Source organism: Burkholderia sp. SIMBA_051 (assembly GCF_046534915.1).
GTDB classification, from domain to species: Bacteria; Pseudomonadota; Gammaproteobacteria; order Burkholderiales; family Burkholderiaceae; genus Burkholderia; species Burkholderia ambifaria.
The window spans coordinates 726,343-743,040 of record NZ_JAWRXS010000002.1; the positions used below are offsets into that span (position 1 = coordinate 726,343).

Below are 16,698 nucleotides of genomic sequence, written 5' to 3' on the forward strand. Positions count from 1 at the left end.
TACCAGATGGGGATGAAGTCGTGAAAACAAAGGCCCGTCGCGCTTACTTCTTCTTGCTGAACATCAGCAGGATCGAGTCCCAGATACGCCCGAAGATACCCGCTTCCGGCACCGGCTGCAGCGCGACGACCGGGAACTCCGACAGCGTCTTGCCGTCGGCGACGAGCTTCACGGTACCGACCTGCTGGCCTTCCGCGAGCGGCGCGATCAGCGGCGCGTTGACGTCGACTTCCGGCTTCACCTTGTCGCCCAGGCCGCGCGGCACGGTCACCCACTGGTCGCTCTTCACGCCGACCTGCACGGTGTTCTCCTTGCCCTTGTAGACGCGCGGCGTCGACATCGCCTGGCCACCCTTGAACAGCCGCACCGCGTCGAACGCGCTATAGCCGTAGTTCAGCATCTTCATGCTGTCCTGCGTGCGCTCGCCTTCCTTCGGCTCGCCCATCATCACCGACACGAGACGGCGCTGGCCGTCGACACCCGGGATCGCGCGCTTGGCCGATGCGATCAGGCAGTAGCCGGCCGCTTGCGTGTGGCCCGTCTTCAGGCCGTCGACCGTCGGATCCAGCCACAGCAGCCGGTTGCGGTTGCCCTGGCGGATGTTGTTGTACTTGAATTCCTTCTCCGAGAAGATGCCGTAGTACTGCGGAAAATCGCGGATCAGGTGCGCGGACAGCTTCGCGAGGTCGCCGGCCGTCGTGTAGTGGTTCGGATCGGGCATGCCGTTCACGTCGGCGAAGTGCGTGCCCTTCATGCCGAGGCGCTGCGCCTCGGCGTTCATCAGCGTGACGAACTGCCCTTCGCTGCCGCCGACCAGTTCGGCCAGCGCGATCGCGGCGTCGTTGCCCGACTGGATGATCATCCCGTACACGAGGTCGTGCACCGACACCGGCTTGTTCGCCTCGATGAACATGCGCGACTCGTCGAGGCCGACGCGGCGCACCGCCTCGCTCGGCGTGATGATCTGCTCCATCGAGATCTTCTTCTTGTCGAGCGCCTCGAACACCAGGTAGGCCGTCATCAGCTTCGTGAGCGATGCGGGCTCGACGCGTTCGTCGGCGTTGCCCGATGCGAGCACCGTGTTGCTCGTCGCATCGACGAGCACCCACGAGCGCGCATTCACGCCCGGCGGCGGCACCGCGCCCGGCATGAAGGTCGCGGGCGCGCCGGTGAACTGCTCGGCGGCCGGCGCCGCGTGCGCGGCCTTGGCCTTGGCGGCCGGCTTCGCCTCGGCGACGACGATCGTCGATGCGAGCGCGACGGGCAGCATCACGCCCAGCGCGACGTTGCGCGCGGCGGTGCCGAAGGCGATGGAAGAAGCGAGGGACTTGAGGCCTTGGGGAGACAGACGCATGATCGATTCAGGCTGGTGGCAGAAAGTGCGGCGCGAAACGCGCAGGGTTGAACGGCAAGGCGGCGGGCGTTCCGGGCATTCGTCCGACTGCGTCGGACGGCGCGAAACGCGCCGGTTGGACTCGTGCGGACGCGTTCGGTTCGCGGCCGTCGCGAGCGGGCTGACAGGCGGCGAAACGAGCGCCGCATGGGCCCGGCCGGGCCGCGGGCGACGCGAAATGCGGCCATTATACGTGGCCGCGAACGACGTTTTCGCGAACCGTGCGGGTGGCCGCACGCGGGATTCGGGAGGACGGCGCGGCTTCGCTGCGGACAATCGCGCTCGAAGCCGCGCGAAATGCGTGCGCGGGCGCGGTGCGGGAAGGGGGCGCCGCGCGGCGGCGGCGGGCATGTGCGACCGGGTTCGACACGGTGCAATACGGTGCGACGCGATGCCGCGCGAGCGGCGGCATCGTGGTGACGGCCGCGACGATGCGCGCCGCGCTACACGCATCGATGCTTCAACGTATCAACGCTTCAACGCCACGCGTCGACGATGATGCGCTTCAGCACATGCAGCTTGCGATGGAAGAAATGCTCGGCGCCGGGGATCACGACGACCGGCAGTTCCTGCGGCCGCGCCCAGTCGTAGACCGATCCGATCGGCACCGTGTCGTCGGTTTCGCCGTGGATCACGAGCGTGTTCTCGGGCACGTCGGCGACCTGCCAGCGGCTCGCGGCCGTACCGACGAACACGATCCGCTCGATCGTCTCGCCCGCGTCGCGCAGCCGCTTCGCGACGTGCGACAGCACGAAGGTGCCGAACGAGAAGCCCGCGAGCACGAGCGGCAGCTCCGCCTGCGCCGGCTGCGCGCGCATGTGCGCGAGCACCGCGAGCAGGTCGTCGGCCTCGCCGATGCCGTTGTCGTGCACGCCCTCGGTCGCGCCGACACCGCGGAAGTTGGACCGGTACACCACGTAGTTGAGCTGGACCAGCGTGCGCGCGAGCGTTTGCGCGACCTTGTTGTCCATCGTGCCGCCGAACAGCGGATGCGGGTGCGCGACGAGCGCGATCCCGCGCGGCGCGGCGCTGCCTTCACGCACGGCGTCCGGCAGGTCGACCGCGATTTCGATCTGCCCGGCCGGGCCGGCGATCAGCGACTTCTGCGTATGAACGTTCATTCGGCCGGCCCGCTCAGATCTTCAGGCGGTCGACGACCTTGCCGTCGCGCAGGTGCGATTCGACGATCTCGTCGATGTCGGCCTGGTCGACGTACGTGTACCACGTGCCTTCCGGATACACGACCATCACGGGCCCTTCCTCGCAGCGGTCGAGGCAGCCGGCCTTGTTGATGCGGACCTTGCCCGGCCCCGCGAGGCCGAGTTCCTTCACGCGCTTTTTCGCGTATTCCTGCATGGCCTGCGCATTGCATTGCGCGCAGCTCGGACGCTCGGCGCCCGGGTCGCGCTGATTCAGGCAGAAAAAGACGTGGTGCTGGTAGTAGGAATCCATGATGGTGACGAGCGGCCCGGCGCGGTGCCGGGCGGAAAGAGGGGCGATTGCCGTCGCGCGCGGCAACGGATGTGCGGACGATTATAACGAGCGGCGCGCGCCGCTGCCGGCGACCGGGCCGTGGCCGCCCTGCCCCGCGTGCCGACTCAGCGCATCAGCGCCGCAGCGCGCCCGGCAGCCACGCGTGCTCGACCCGCTGTCCGAGCCAGATCAGCGCCGCGTAGGGCCAGATCCACGCGAGCCAGCGCGCGATGCTGTTGAAGTGCACGTAGCGGCCCTGCCGCCAGCCCGACAGCGTGAAGTCGAAGAACGGGTTGACGGGCAGCAGGTTGACGAGCGCCACGCCGGCCAGCAGCGCGGCGGCCGCGAGCAGCGCGCGCCACGTGGCCGGCACGCGCAACGCGACCAGCGCCGCCGCGAAGCCGAGCTCGATACCGAGCCGCGCGCCCGGCGTCGCCCACACGACGACGAGGCCGGTGCTCGACTGCATGAAGGTGGCGCCCGCCTTCAGCGCGAGCGACGCCGCGACGAACGCGATCAGGAGTCGCACACGCGGCGCGCCGGCACGCATCGCGAGCGATGCGATCGCCAGCGCGGCGAACAGCATCAACCCGCCGAGCACGGCTTCCCACGCGGAGTCGGACAGCCAGCCGTCGACACGCTCGGGCCACTCGCTCACGCGCCACGCGGCCGGCAGCCACGCGAGCAGCGCGTCCTGCATCGAGCCGTCGGCGCGCTCCCACAACGCGGCCGGCCAGTCGCCGATGCCGAACAGGAACGGCGACGGAAACAGGATCGCGAATGGCCACAGCGCGGCGAGCAGCAGCGGCGTCGCGCCGTCGGTCTCGAACCATGCGAAGCGCAACCGGCGCAGCGCGCCGCGGTCGAGCAGCGCGCCGGTGGCCGGGGCCGCGAGCGCGGCGCCGAACAGCACGCCGAGCGCGTTGGCCGCGAGGTCGAGATTCGACGCGACGCGCATCGGCAGATAGGTCTGCAGCGCCTCCATCGCCCCCGACAGCAGCACGCCGAGGCCGCCCACGATCAGCGTCGCGGCCACGCCGCGCCAGCGCGGATGCAGCGCGAGCACGCCGAGTGCGCCGAACGGCAAATAGCCGAGCACGTTGGTCACCACGTCGAACGCGGTCACATAGCGCTGCATCGGCGCGAACAGGTAGTCGAACGGCCCGATGCCGAGCGACAGCCAGCCGTCGAACGGATACAGCGACGCATAGACGATGAGCGCCGCATACGCGGCGAACGCCTGTCGCGCGAGCGACGACGCGCGCGGCGTGACCGGCGCGCTCATCGCGGCTGCACGCTGCGCGTCACGGGTTGCCCGCGTACGCCTGCACGCCGACCCAGGCGGCGATCTGCGACACGAGCTCGTCGCTCGCGGCCGCGAGCGCACGCGCGCCGCCGGCCGCATCGGGCGTGCTCGACGGCGCGCGCGCGACGAACGTGCGCTGACCGAGCACCTTGCCGTCCTGCATCAGCGTCGCGCGCGCGGTGACCGCGCCGTGACTCTGCGACTCCCCGTCGAACACCTGCTCGAATTCGTTCAGGTCGACCTTCAGCGTCGGCGCGCGCACGCCGTCGGAGCCTTCGAGCACCGCGCCGCGCGACGACAGCGCGCCGCGCAGCCGCTGCGTGAGCAGTTGCGCGGGCGGCGCGGTCCAGCGGCTGTCGCGATAGACGGCCGTGCGCTGCGCATCCGCATACGTGAGGCGGTAGACGAACTTGTCGGTGTCGAGCGCGTCGGGCGCGGCGACGTCGAGCACCTTCAGCGCGGGGCCCGTACCGGCCGTCACGACCGACGCGGCCGGCCCGAGGTCGTAGCGGACGTTCGACAGCGCCGCGCCATTGCCGGCGCAGCCGGCGGCGAACGCGAGCATCAGCATCGCGAGGGTGGTCGCGGCCGGACGCAGCGCGCGATCAAGAATTCGTGGCATGGCATGTTCCTGCATGATGTTTCCGGTTTCGATGGCGTCAGTGCCCGGCGTCGCTCCGGGCCGGGCGGTCGATGGGCTGGCGCCGCGCGTCATTTGCCGGCCGCCGCACCCTTGCCCGGCCAGACGAAGCCTGCTTCGCCGGGCCCGGGCGCGGCGCCGGGCGAACCGAACAACAGACTGCTCGGGTTGCGGCCGAGTTCACCGGCGACGTCCTTCAATTGCCGCGACGCATCGCCGACGCTGTCCGCCAGCGTGTTGAAACGCGGCAGCGTGTCGTACTGGACCCGCGCGTTCAGGTCGTTCAGCGCGACGCCGACCTGCTCCGCGGCCGAGCCGGCCTTGTTCAGGTTCGACACGAGCGGCCCGTTCGGCTGCAGCAGCGTGTTCGCGGATGCCATCGCGCGATCGACCTGGTGCATCGTCTGCGGCAGTGCGGCCACCGCCGGCGCGAGCTGCTTCGACAGCGTCGCCGCGCCGTCCGCCGCGTGCTGCAGGCTTTCGGCCGTCGCGCGCAACTGCTCGCGCATCTCCGGCGACATCAGCGCATTCGCGCTTTCCGCCGCCTGCTCGAGCTGCCGCAACAGCACGTCGCCGCGCTCCTGGATCTGGTCGAACAGGCTCGGCCGCATCGGAATCTGCGCGATCGACTTCGGCGACGACGGCAACGGCGCCAGATCTCGGCCGGTGTCCTCGAGCTGCACGAACGCGATGCCCGTCACGCCCTGGAAGCCGAGGCTGCCGTAGGTCGACTGTGTGATCGGCGCGTCGCGGTCGACGAGAATCCGGATCCGGATCTGGCCCGGATGCGTGCGGTCAAAGCCGATCGACTGCACCTTGCCGACGTCGAGCCCGCGAAAGCGCACGGCCGCATCGGGGAACAGGCCCGTCACGTTGGTGCGCGCGAGCAGGTCGTACGGCACGCGCACGGTGCGGTCGACGTTGAACCAGAACACGGTGCCCGCGATCGCCAGCGTCAGCGCGATCGTGAACAGGCCGGCCCAGAACGCATGTGATTTGTTTTCCATCAGGAGATTCCTTGTCCTTGCCGGTTACAGCTCGACGCTCGAGAGCGCCGGTTCGAGGGCGGCCTTCGGCAGCTTCGCGCGCCGCTCGGGCGGCAGCGCCTGCAGTGCGCGGCGCCCGCGCAGCCCCAGGAAATATTCGTGGATGAACGGATGGTCGACGTTCGCGGCCTCCTCGACCGGCGCGGCGACCAGCACCTTGCGGTCGGCGAGCACCGCGACGCGCGTCGACAGCGCGACCATCGTGTCGAGGTCGTGCGTCACCATCACGACCGTCAGCCCGAGCGTGCGGTGCAGCGTCGCGATCAGCTCGACGAATTCGTCGGATGCCTGCGGGTCGAGGCCGGCGGTCGGCTCGTCGAGGAACAGCAGTTCCGGCTCCAGCGCGATCGCGCGCGCGATGCCGACCCGCTTCACCATCCCGCCCGACAGCGCGGCCGGCATCTTCGACGCGTGCTTGCACGGCAGCCCGACCATCTCGAGCTTCAGCATCACGATGTCGTGCAGCAGGTCGGGCGGCACGCGGCCGAGCTCGCGCAGCGGCTGCGCGACGTTGTCGAACACCGTCATCGACGAGAACAGCGCGCCCTGCTGGAACAGCATCCCCGAGCGCGTGCGCATCATCCGCGCGCTCGCGTCGTCGATCTTCGACGTGTCCTCGCCGAACACCTTGATCGTGCCGGACGTCGGCCGCTCGAGGCCGAGGATCTGCCGCACGAGCGTCGTCTTGCCCGACCCCGAGCCGCCGACGATCGCCACGATCTCGCCGCGCCGCACGTCGAAATCGAGCTTCTGGTGAATGATGTTGCGCCCGTAGCGCTTCGTCAGGTTGCGCACCTCGATCACGAAGTCGTCACCGGGCGCGGCGGCCGGCGGTGTTCCGGCTGCCGCCGTATGGGCGCTGGCGGCACCGGCCGCCGGGTCGTTCGACGCGTTCATCCGAGCCCCACGTTCTGGAACATGATCGCGAACACCGCGTCGGCGAGGATCACGACCGTGATCGACGAGACGACCGACGTGGTCGTGCCTTCACCGAGGCTTTGCGAGTTCGCCTTGATCCGGAAACCGAAATGGCATGCGACCAGCGCGATCAGCATGCCGAACACGACGCCCTTGCCGACGCCGATGTACAGGTTCGCGATCGGCACGACGCCCGGCAGCGAGCGCACGAAATAGTTGATGTCGATGCCGAGCACGAATTTCGCGGCGAGCGCGCCGCCGGTCAGCGCGATGATGTTGGTCCACATCACGAGCAGCGGCATCGCGACGCCAAGCGCGAGCACGCGCGGCAGGATCAGCCGCAGCCCGTGCGGGATGCCCATCACGCGCATCGCGTCGAGCTCCTCGGTCACGCGCATCACGCCGATCTGCGCGGTGATCGCCGAGCCCGAGCGGCCCGCGACGAGGATCGCCGACAGCACCGGGCCGAGCTCGCGGATCACCGACAGCCCGAGGATGTTCACGATGTAGCGGTTCGCGCCGAATGTCTGCAGCTGCTGCGCGGACAGATAGCTGAGCACGATGCCGATCAGGAACGCGACCAGCGCGGTGATCGGCAGCGCCTGCGCGCCGGCGCTGTAGATGTTCGCCGAGGTTTCCTTCCACGGCATCGTCTTCGGACGGCGCAGCACCGACAGCGCGTCGAGGATCACGAGGCCGAACATCGCGATGCCGCCCTGCAGGTGCTCGGCGAACGCGAACAGCATGAAGCCGAAGCGCGTGATCGGGCCGAAGTGCACGACGCGCTCGGGCGCCTCGCGCTGGCTGTCGAGCCGCTCGATGCGCTCGAAGATCGTGCGCTGCGTGGGGCTCAGCGCGACGCCGTCCGGCAGCTTGCGGCCCCACACGCGCCACAGCGCCTGGCCGCCGACGTGGTCGAGCCGTTCGATGCCGGACAGATCCCATTCGCTCACGCGCCCGGACGCGATGCCCGCGACGCGGCGCGCGACCGCGCCACGGTTGCGCGCGAGCGCGAGCGCGGTCCATTGGCCGTACAGGCGCACCGTCTGGCCCTGGCCGCCGGCGTCGACCGACAGGCCGGGAGGAGTCTCGAAGTCCAAGGGCGGGTTGTTTGCAAAAGGATGACAGCGGCCATTGTAGCGAACCGCCCGGCGCAGCGACGTGAGGATTGCCGTCGCGGCGCCCGGCCGGCGCGCCGGCCCGTGGCGCCTGCCTGGGCGTGCGTGGCCCGGATCGGCTTGCCCCGCGCGCGCCTTTCATTCTTCCGTCATGTTTCCTTTCGATACTCTCACGCGCGCACATCAGGCCGTCGGCGCCCGCGCCGCCATTTCGTTGCGCACTTCGCGCGTCATCGTCGCGACTCATAGAACAGAACACCGAACAGGACAACCGATGCGTCTCCCCCCGCTTTCCCGCCGCCGCGCGGGCTCCGCCGCCACGCTCGCCAGCCTTGCCTTCGCCCTCGCCGGCTGCGGCGGCGACGACGTCACCGCTCCGCCGTCGCAGGCCCAGGCACCGGCCGGCACGACGGCCACGCTCGCGCTGCTCGAAACGACCGACCTGCACACCAACGTGCTGTCATATGACTATTTCAAGCTCGCCGCCGACAACTCGCTCGGCTTCGAGCGCGTGTCGACGCTGATCGCGCAGGCGCGCGCGCAGTACCCGAACACGCTGCTGCTCGACAACGGCGACACCATCCAGGGCACCGCGCTGTCGGACTACCAGGCGCTCGTCAAGCCGATCGGCTGCGACCAGACGCTCGCGATCTACAAGGTGATGAACGCCGCGAAGTTCGACGGCGGCGGGATCGGCAACCACGAGTTCAACTACGGGCTGCCGTACCTGTCGCAGGTGACCGGCAACACGTTCGACGTCGACGGGCTGCCGGCCCCCGCGCAGCAGAAGAAGTGCGCCGGCCCGAACTTCCCGCAGGTGCTCTCGAACGTGATCAGCGCGAAGACCAACGCGCCGCTGTTCACGCCGTACACGATCCTGACCCGCACGGTGACGGCCGTCACGCCCGACGGCAAGACCGTCAGCGCGCCGGTGAAGGTCGGCATCATCGGCTTCACGCCGCCCGCGATCATGAACTGGGACAAGCGCTGGCTCGACGGCAAGGTCTATACGACCGGCCTGAAGGAAGCGGCGGAGAAGTACATTCCGGAGATGCGCGCGAAGGGCGCCGATCTCGTCGTCGCGATCTCGCACGGCGGCCTCGACAACTCCGCCTATTCGCCGACGATGGAAAACGGCAGCTGGTGGCTGTCGAAGGTGCCCGGCATCGACGCGATGCTGATCGGCCACTCGCACCAGGTGTTCCCGGACGCGAACAGCACCGTGCCGCAGTTCAACCTGCCGGGCGTCGACAAGGCGAAGGGCACCGTCAACGGTGTGCCAACCGTGATGGCCAACTTCTGGGGCAAGCATCTCGGCGTGATCAAGCTCGGCCTGAAGTTCGACGGCCACGCGTGGAGCGTCGACAAGTCGCTGACGACCGTCGAGGCGCGGCCGATCCAGAACGCGGACAAGAGCTACGTCGCCGCGGACCCGTCCGTCTCCGCCGCGATCGCCGCCGAGCACCAGGCAACGATCGACTACGTGAAGACGCCGATCGGCTCGACCGACTACCGGATGAACTCGTACTTCGCGGACGTCGGCGATCCGGGCGCGATCCAGATCGTCAACGAGGCGCAGGCCGACTACGTGCGGACCTACGTGCAGGCGAACCTGCCGCAATACGCGTCGCTGCCGGTGCTGTCGGTCAGCGCGCCGTTCAAGAGCGGCTTCGGCGGCGGCAGCGACTACACCGACGTCGCGCCGGGCGCGCTCGCGATCAACAACGCGGCCGACCTGTACCTGTATCCGAACACCGTGTACGCGGTGAAGGTGAGCGGCAGCGACGTGAAGAGCTGGCTCGAGACGGCCGCGAAGCGCTTCAACACGATCGACCCGAGCAAGGCGACCGTGCAGCCGCTCGTCAGCAGCTTCCCCGGCTACAACTTCGACATGTTCACGTCCGCCGATCTCGCGTACGAGATCGACGTCACGCAGCCGGTCGGCAGCCGGATCAGGAACCTGACGTACCAGGGCGCGCCGATCGACCCGAACGCGCAGTTCATCGTCGCGACCAACAACTACCGCGCGAGCGGCGGCGGCAACTTCCCGGGCCTCGACGGCAGCAAGACGATCTTCGCGTCGCCCGACGCGAACCGCGACGTGCTGATCTCGTTCATCAAGAAGCGCGGCGCGATCACGCGCGCGGCGGACGGCGCGCAGCGCAGCTGGCGCTTCACGAAGCTCGCGAGCTCGGTCGCGCACGTGCGGTTCACGTCGGCGCCGAATCGGCTCGGCGACGCGGCGGCAGCCGGCCTGAGCGGCCTCACGCAGGTCGCGGCCGACGACGGCTCGGGCAAGAACCTCGCCATCTACGAGATCGACCTCACGCAATGACCATGAGACCCGCGATGCAACCGATCCGGACGATGCGGCCGGCCGAGGCCGGCTTCACCGCCGCCGCGCGGCGCCTGCTGCGCGCGAAACTCCCGCCGGCCGCGTTGCTCACGGCGGCGGCCGTGACTGTCGCAGCCGTCGTCGCGACGACCGGCTGGCGGGCCGCCGGCCCCGCGCCGAGCGCCGCGCAGCTCGACGAATGGCAGGCGATGGTCGCGCAGGCCATCGAGCCGCATGCGCTCGCGCAGTTGCGCACCCTCGCACGGCGTGGTTCGGGCGATGCGCAGGCGGCGCTCGGCATCGCGCTCGTCGATGCGCGCGAGCCGGGGCTGCGCGACGAAGGGCGCGGCTGGCTGGAAACCGCCGCCGCGGACGGCAAGACCGACTCGCCCGCCGCGCGACGCGCGCAGCTCGCACTCGGCAAGGCGCTGCTGCTCGGCAGCGGCGACATCCCGAAGGACTACGCGCGCGCCCGCGCGCTACTCGGCGAAGCGGCCGGCCAGGGCGACCCGGCCGCCGCGTACTACCTCGGGCTGATCTATCGCAGCGGCTACGGCACCGCGGCCGACCCCGTGCAGGCCGCGCACTGGTTCGAGCTCGCGTCGCGCGCGGACATCCCCGCCGCGGATTTCATGCTCGCAAACGCGTACCGCGACGGCAGCGGCGTGCCGCGCAACGAAGCGCGCGCGCTTGCGCTGTATCGGCGTGCGGCGGAACACGAGCTGCCGGAAGCCGTGCAGACGCTCGCGATGGCGTATCGCAACGGCGAGCTTGGGCTCAAGCCCGATGCGGATGAGTTCCACGCGCAGTGGATCGAGACCGCGCATGCGTTGAAGCATCCGGTTGTGGCGCCCTGAGGATGTTGCTCCGACGCCGGCGCGAATACGCGTCGGCAAATGATGCCGGTGCGGCGGCGCGCTGATCCTCGTGGGGCGCCTCCCGGGCCCGGCACTGAAGTGCAAGGCCTCAGCGCGCAAGCAAACGCGAAACATAGGGTTCAAGGTAGAACAGGCCCGCGAGTAGGGTCCCGATGCCGAGCGTCGCACTCCATCTCTTGCACGACCAGCGCCTGTAAGCCATTGCATTGACGACGCCGAAAAACACGGCAGGCCCAAGCAAGTACGCGAAAAACAACGCCCCCTGCCACCATGAGACCGGACACTTATCGATCTCGTAGCAACCGCGAGCCGGCGTGCTTGGGAGTTTCGGCCAACTTATATGGCTGTATGTGTACAGATAAAACCAGGTCAGCAGCAATCCGCCAACGGCCCCACAAAGCGTGATCGCAAACCGCTTCACTTGATCTCCCAAAGTGAGAATCCACTGTGGACGTGCCGCATGCGCATGGCGCACCGTCATTGCTTCCGGTTCGGCACGGACGTACCACATGGATTCTCGCAACCATCCGATGAACACGCGGGAATGAACTCAATCTCTATCTGATTGCGTTGATCCGGAGCGGTAACGGAGTTGCTACGCCAAATTTTAGATTCGGTATGAATTCTCTCTTCTGAAACACCGAGATCAACCAGATATGCCCGAACAGCGTTGGCTCGATCGCGGGCAATTGCAATTGCGTCACGCTCGTGTTCGTCTGAATATCCGTAGATCACCACGGGGCCGTTGTTCGCCACACTGCCCCGGACGGTAACCAACAAACTGGCGAGTGCAATCCGGTCGGCATTCGAAATATTCACGATGCCATGGTCAAGCTTACTTGCGTATTGCAACGCAAAACTACAAGCGAACGCAGCACTTGGCCCGCATAGCGCCGCAAGACTAATCGACGCACAAGATATACCACGCAATATTGTCCGCATTCCTGATTGCCATTGTGGGATCTTCTTTCGCAAGACGTCGACTGAGGAATTGTCCATAGGTGTTCTTGTAGTCAAACGCTCCAAACGTATCCAAAAAGTGCGCGCATTCATGAACGATGGTAAGTTGCATCGAGGACAACGTGCCCACACTCGTGTCCGGCAGTTCACAGAACTTTGGGTTGAGCGATATCGTATGCGTTGCAGTATCGGGACCGCAAACGTGGGCAACTTCACCTGCTAGATTTTTGGTATTCGGTGTACACCCCAGCGCCCGATCAAGCTCCGGATCGGAGCGAACGAAATTTCTTGCCGTCAATCCATTCATCACCGTGATCAAGGAAACCAGTCCGCCTGCCAATACACGTCGAGTGGACTCATCGGCGATCCCGAACCATTCCCTGACTCTTGCCCGCGCAGGTTCTTTCCAGGCATCGAGCTCGTAAATTCGGTGCGTAATTATTTTTACGGCATCGTCACGCAAAGTCAGAACCTTCTTCCGAAATTCCGCATCGGTCATGTTTTCACAGATTGGTGGGCCGTCGACTGCCAATAAGAGCTCCACCTTGGAGCCATGTGTGGTGTTCGTCATGGCTGAGCTGTGCACAGTCACGTATTCGTAGTCGTCATGAGGCATTGTTGTTCTCGACTATTTCGATTCTCAGCCTCTCCGCGTAGCTCGTCGCAACGCGCTGTGTGTGGCCCGTACTATCAGTCATACCACTGAGGACGCGACCGGAACTGGTATGTATTCGGTATGGCACGCATGCCAAGGGCTGGCCGCTCTTTGCATTCTTCAATACATACTGCTCGTCGTATTGCTCACCAGCGAATGGCGGAGCTGAATGATCGTTTCCCCGCGCCGTCGGCCCCACCGCATACTCGTCGCCAACAAACATCTTCATACTCCGCTCGGCATGGAAAACCGGCGGCGGGCTGCACCCGCATGCGTTGATGTCCCCACTCAACGCCCATTGCTGACCATTGGGCGCCGTGCCGGGCAAGCGCGGACCTGCCGGCGCAATAAACCCTTCCCGCTTGCAGGCCGTGCAGTAGGTTTTCATATAGAGCGTGGCAATCTGCACGAGCGGTGGCGGATTGGAACACGTGACGAATTCGAGTCCTTCCGTGATCGTGGCACTCCCGCCTCGATCGCCCCTGGCAAGGAAGTAGCGGATCATTCGATGTCACCTGAACTGACCGCAACCAAACGCCTGCCGCCCGTGAAAGCACCGGTTGCCGCAAACTCTGCGGCTGCCCGCCTACCTGGAAGGCCCCTGCCATGATCGGCCACGAACCAGCGGTCGGCAGCAGCCCATGAAAGCCCCGGCGACAATTGCTTTTCACGATTCATCTGGATTCCCTCTCGTCGCTGAATGGTGCAAATCTCATCGCACCAAAATGCGCGATCGGCATAAGAGAATCAATCTGACGAATTCGAAATCCTAGGCATCGGTCGACTATGTTTCGCCAATCGGTCGACCAGGACGTGGGGGCGACTTTCCTCCGAATGACGCTTTTCTCAACCAGACAACAGAAAACGAGCGCCCAGCGTCGCACGTCAATCGGGCCCTGCACTTCGAGCAAGATGACGTCCGCCCCGACTGCCGACTTTATTAGCGCCCTGTCGCTACAATATGCGCCATGAACGCCCCCACCTCCTCCGACACGCCCGATACCGGTGACGCGCGCATCGCGCGCAACCGGCTCGAGGCGCACCTGGATGCCGCGCCGCGCGCGTGGCCGCTCGACATCGTCGCCGCCACCGGCTCGACCAACGCCGACGTCGCGACGCGCCTGAAGGCGCTGCCGCGCACCGCGAGCGCGCTGCCCGCGCCGCTCGTGCGCGTCGCGTTCGAGCAGACGGCCGGCCGCGGCCGGCAAGGCCGCCCGTGGTTCGCGCAACCCGGCAACGCGCTGCTGTGCTCGGTCGGCTGCATCGTGCCGCGCCCCGTCGACGCGCTCGCCGGTCTCAGCATCGCGATCGGCGTCGCGCTCGCGGAAGGGCTCGCCGCGCTGCCGCTCGACGCCCGCTCGCGTGTCGCCCTCAAATGGCCGAACGACCTGCTGCTGACGGCCACCGACGACGGTACGTCGCACATCGTCGGCAAGCTCGCGGGCATCCTGATCGAAACCGTGTGGAGCACCGCCGACGCGACCGCCGTCGTGATCGGCTTCGGCATCAACGTGCGCGGCGCGGAAGCCGTCGCCGCGCAGGTCGAAGCGCTGCGCGCGCGCGAAGCGACGCTCGCGAGCGGGCTGCCGCCGGCCGCGCTGTCGGCCGCGTGCGCATCGGCCAACCTCACCGATACGCTCGCCGCCGCGCTGAACGCGCTCACGCCCGCCCTCGCGCAGTTCGGCACCGACGGGCTCGCGCCGTTCCTGCCGCGCTGGCACGCACTCCATGCGTACGCCGGACGCGAAGTCGTGCTGCTCGAACAGGGCGTCGAACGCGCGCGCGGCATCGCAACGGGCATCGACGCGACCGGCCAGTTGCTGCTCGACACGCCCGACGGCGTGCAGGCGATCGCGGCCGGCGACGTATCGCTGCGCGAAGCGCAATGAACGAGCCGCATCTGCTGATCGACGCCGGCAACAGCCGGATCAAGTGGGCGCTTGCCGACGCGCGGCGCACGCTCGTCGACACGGGCGCGTTCGGCCATACGCGCGACGGCGGCGCCGATCCCGACTGGTCGGCCCTGCCGCGTCCGCAAGGCGCATGGATCTCGAATGTCGCAGGCGCCGACGTGGCCGCACGGCTCGACGCGTTGCTCGACGCCCGCTGGCCGGGCCTGCCGCGCACGACGATCCGCTCGCGGCCCGCGCAATGCGGCGTGACGAACGGCTACACGACGCCCGACCAGCTCGGCAGCGATCGCTGGGCCGGCTTGATCGGCGCACGTGCGGCGTTTCCGGGCGAGCATCTGCTGATCGCGACGTTCGGCACGGCGACGACGCTCGAAGCGCTGCGCGCGGACGGTCGCTTCACCGGCGGGCTGATCGCGCCGGGCTGGGCGCTGATGATGCGCGCGCTCGGCACGCACACCGCGCAGTTGCCGACGCTGACCACCGACATCGCGAGCGGGCTGCTCGCGGGCGCGCAGGCCGAGCCGTTCCAGGTCGATACGCCGCGCTCGTTGTCGGCGGGCTGCCTGTACGCGCAGGCCGGGCTGATCGAGCGCGCATGGCGCGATCTCGCCGATGCGTGGCAGGCGCCCGTGCGGCTCGTGCTGGCAGGCGGTGCGGCGGACGACGTCGCGCGCGCGCTGACGCTGCCGCATACGCGGCACGACGCGCTGATCCTGTCGGGGCTCGCGTTGATCGCCGCGGAAGCGGCGGCGCAAGATTGACGAAAACCGGCCGGCATCGCACCGACCGCGTCGACGGACGCCCGGCTGCGTTGCTTCGTCACGGGAGGGATGGAAAAACGGGCGCCGGTGTATGCGCCCATGCAGGCAGCCGGCCGCCCACGCGGCCCGGCCGTCGCGAACGATTACCGGCTGCAACCGCAACCTTTGCCATGCGGCCGGCGTGACTGAACGGTTGAACGACTGAACCACGACGAGGAGTGTCGACGATGCTGCGCTGGCTGATCGCTGTTCTCTTTCTCGCGAACCTGCTCGCGTTCGTGGCCGTGCGCGGCGTGTTCGGGCCGCCGCCGGCGGCCGGCGCGCGCGAACCGGGCGTGCTGTCCCGGCAGGTGCGGCCCGATGCAGTGCATGCGATGCCGCTCGCGCAGGCGACCGATCAGCCCGTGATCGGCGCTCCGATCGCCGCGCCGGCCCTCACGGAGGCGCCGCTCGCGGCATCCGCGCCCTGACGGCGCGGCGTACGCATCAGGACTGCTGCGCGCGCACCTTCTTCAGCAGCGCGGTGGTCGAGCGGTCATGCGCGAACGGAATCGCGAGCGCACGACCACCCCAGCCGCGCACGATGGCCGATTCCGGCAGCGCGTCCATGTCGTAGTCGCCGCCCTTCACGAGAATGTCCGGACGGACGGCCTCGATCAGCGACACCGGCGTCTTTTCCTCGAACTTCACGACCCAGTCGACGCTCTCCAGCGCCGCGAGCAGCGCCATCCGGTCATCCTCGCGGTTGATCGGACGGTCGTCGCCCTTGCCGAGCATGCGCACCGACGCATCGCTGTTCACGCCGACGATCAGGCAGGCGCCGAGCGCCTTGGCGTCCGCGAGATACGTGACGTGGCCACGGTGCAGGATGTCGAACACGCCGTTCGTGAACACGACGGGCGAAGGCAGCGAAGCGCGCAGGGCAACCAGGGCGTCGCGGGTGATCAGCTTGCGTTCGAAGGTAGCGGACATGATGGAGTTCGGATGGCGTGAGTGGCGCGCAATGCGCGTCGCGACAGGACGCGGCGGCGCCAGATAATAAAAAGCCCGCCGGCGGGCCGGGCGGGCTTCATGCAGGAATTCACTGCGACGATCGCAACCGGCGGAGCGTCACGGCGGCTGCGCCGCCGCGCGGCGTCAGGCCGGTTGCGCGGCCGACGACGGGCCGCTTTCGGACTGCAGGCGGCCGGTGACTTCCTTGCGATAGCGGTTCAGCTCCTGCGCGGTCGCGAACGTGCGCTCGAACAGGATCGACAGGTTGTGCAGGATCCGGTCGACGACCTTCTTTTCCCACTCGCCATC

Annotated in this window: 18 protein-coding genes and 1 pseudogene; 5 read left to right on the plus strand and 14 right to left on the minus strand. The window is 67.9% G+C overall.

Annotation, left to right across the window (positions count from 1 at the left end):
- Window positions 1-43 precede the first annotated feature (43 nt).
- From SB771_RS07335 to SB771_RS07370, 8 genes are all read right to left on the minus strand, one after another.
- Entirely contained in the window at window positions 44-1,354 is a 1,311-nt protein-coding gene (locus tag SB771_RS07335; RefSeq protein ID WP_105832949.1) for a D-alanyl-D-alanine carboxypeptidase family protein, read from the minus strand.
- Window positions 1,355-1,869: 515 nt separating this feature from the next.
- On the minus strand, window positions 1,870-2,514 hold the full coding sequence (locus SB771_RS07340; protein WP_126228585.1) for an alpha/beta hydrolase: 645 nt from the start codon (window positions 2,512-2,514) through the stop codon (window positions 1,870-1,872).
- Window positions 2,515-2,527: 13 nt separating this feature from the next.
- A complete protein-coding gene (locus SB771_RS07345; protein WP_011658035.1) occupies window positions 2,528-2,845 on the minus strand; it encodes a (2Fe-2S) ferredoxin domain-containing protein in 318 nt (105 codons plus the stop codon).
- Window positions 2,846-2,999: 154 nt separating this feature from the next.
- Window positions 3,000-4,151, minus strand: a complete 1,152-nt coding sequence (locus SB771_RS07350) for a VanZ family protein (RefSeq protein ID WP_175662483.1) — start codon at window positions 4,149-4,151, stop codon at window positions 3,000-3,002.
- Between the two features lie 19 nt (window positions 4,152-4,170).
- Window positions 4,171-4,794, minus strand: coding sequence for an ABC-type transport auxiliary lipoprotein family protein (locus SB771_RS07355; protein ID WP_126228587.1), 624 nt, complete (start codon window positions 4,792-4,794; stop codon window positions 4,171-4,173).
- 89 nt (window positions 4,795-4,883) lie between these two features.
- Complete coding sequence (locus tag SB771_RS07360; RefSeq protein ID WP_012364800.1) at window positions 4,884-5,819, minus strand: MlaD family protein; 936 nt, start codon at window positions 5,817-5,819, stop codon at window positions 4,884-4,886.
- A gap of 24 nt (window positions 5,820-5,843) precedes the next feature.
- Entirely contained in the window at window positions 5,844-6,755 is a 912-nt protein-coding gene (locus SB771_RS07365) for an ABC transporter ATP-binding protein (protein ID WP_011658039.1), read from the minus strand.
- Window positions 6,752-7,876 carry an MlaE family ABC transporter permease gene (locus tag SB771_RS07370; RefSeq protein ID WP_165752091.1) on the minus strand — a complete coding sequence of 375 codons (1,125 nt, stop codon included), beginning with the start codon at window positions 7,874-7,876 and terminating at the stop codon, window positions 6,752-6,754. The genes SB771_RS07365 and SB771_RS07370 overlap by 4 nt, the downstream gene beginning before the upstream one ends.
- A gap of 292 nt (window positions 7,877-8,168) precedes the next feature.
- Here SB771_RS07370 and SB771_RS07375 point away from each other — a divergent pair, with 292 nt between their 5' ends.
- The gene (locus tag SB771_RS07375; RefSeq protein ID WP_175662482.1) at window positions 8,169-10,229 is read left to right on the plus strand and encodes a bifunctional 2',3'-cyclic-nucleotide 2'-phosphodiesterase/3'-nucleotidase; all 2,061 of its coding nucleotides are present in this window, start codon (window positions 8,169-8,171) and stop codon (window positions 10,227-10,229) included.
- A gap of 14 nt (window positions 10,230-10,243) precedes the next feature.
- Window positions 10,244-11,086, plus strand: a complete 843-nt coding sequence (locus SB771_RS07380) for a tetratricopeptide repeat protein (protein ID WP_175662481.1) — start codon at window positions 10,244-10,246, stop codon at window positions 11,084-11,086.
- Between the two features lie 109 nt (window positions 11,087-11,195).
- On the opposite strand, the gene SB771_RS07385 is transcribed toward SB771_RS07380, so the two are convergent.
- From SB771_RS07385 to SB771_RS07400, 4 genes are all read right to left on the minus strand, one after another.
- Window positions 11,196-11,618, minus strand: a complete 423-nt coding sequence (locus tag SB771_RS07385; protein ID WP_175662477.1) for a hypothetical protein — start codon at window positions 11,616-11,618, stop codon at window positions 11,196-11,198.
- Window positions 11,585-11,926, minus strand: coding sequence for an OmpA family protein (locus SB771_RS07390; protein WP_175662480.1), 342 nt, complete (start codon window positions 11,924-11,926; stop codon window positions 11,585-11,587). Before SB771_RS07390 ends, SB771_RS07385 begins: the two co-directional genes overlap by 34 nt.
- Window positions 11,927-12,008: 82 nt before the next feature.
- Window positions 12,009-12,683 (minus strand): M35 family metallo-endopeptidase, encoded by a 675-nt coding sequence (locus SB771_RS07395; RefSeq protein ID WP_175662479.1) that lies wholly within the window; start codon window positions 12,681-12,683, stop codon window positions 12,009-12,011.
- On the minus strand, window positions 12,673-13,227 hold the full coding sequence (locus tag SB771_RS07400; RefSeq protein ID WP_175662478.1) for a hypothetical protein: 555 nt from the start codon (window positions 13,225-13,227) through the stop codon (window positions 12,673-12,675). Before SB771_RS07400 ends, SB771_RS07395 begins: the two co-directional genes overlap by 11 nt.
- 463 nt (window positions 13,228-13,690) lie before the next feature.
- Between SB771_RS07400 and SB771_RS07405 the strand changes: the two genes are divergently transcribed.
- From SB771_RS07405 to SB771_RS07415, 3 genes are all read left to right on the plus strand, one after another.
- A complete protein-coding gene (locus tag SB771_RS07405) occupies window positions 13,691-14,611 on the plus strand; it encodes a biotin--[acetyl-CoA-carboxylase] ligase (protein WP_165752094.1) in 921 nt (306 codons plus the stop codon).
- Entirely contained in the window at window positions 14,608-15,396 is a 789-nt protein-coding gene (locus SB771_RS07410) for a type III pantothenate kinase (RefSeq protein WP_126228593.1), read from the plus strand. Before SB771_RS07405 ends, SB771_RS07410 begins: the two co-directional genes overlap by 4 nt.
- Before the next feature lie 227 nt (window positions 15,397-15,623).
- A complete protein-coding gene (locus tag SB771_RS07415) occupies window positions 15,624-15,866 on the plus strand; it encodes a hypothetical protein (protein ID WP_011658045.1) in 243 nt (80 codons plus the stop codon).
- 16 nt (window positions 15,867-15,882) lie between these two features.
- Here the strand turns inward: SB771_RS07415 and rfaE2 are convergent, their stop codons facing one another.
- Window positions 15,883-16,368: a D-glycero-beta-D-manno-heptose 1-phosphate adenylyltransferase gene (rfaE2, locus tag SB771_RS07420; RefSeq protein ID WP_105787132.1), complete on the minus strand. Its 486-nt coding sequence runs from the start codon at window positions 16,366-16,368 to the stop codon at window positions 15,883-15,885.
- A gap of 165 nt (window positions 16,369-16,533) precedes the next feature.
- Window positions 16,534-16,698, minus strand: a pseudogene (locus tag SB771_RS07425) (ferritin-like domain-containing protein); the annotation flags it as partial.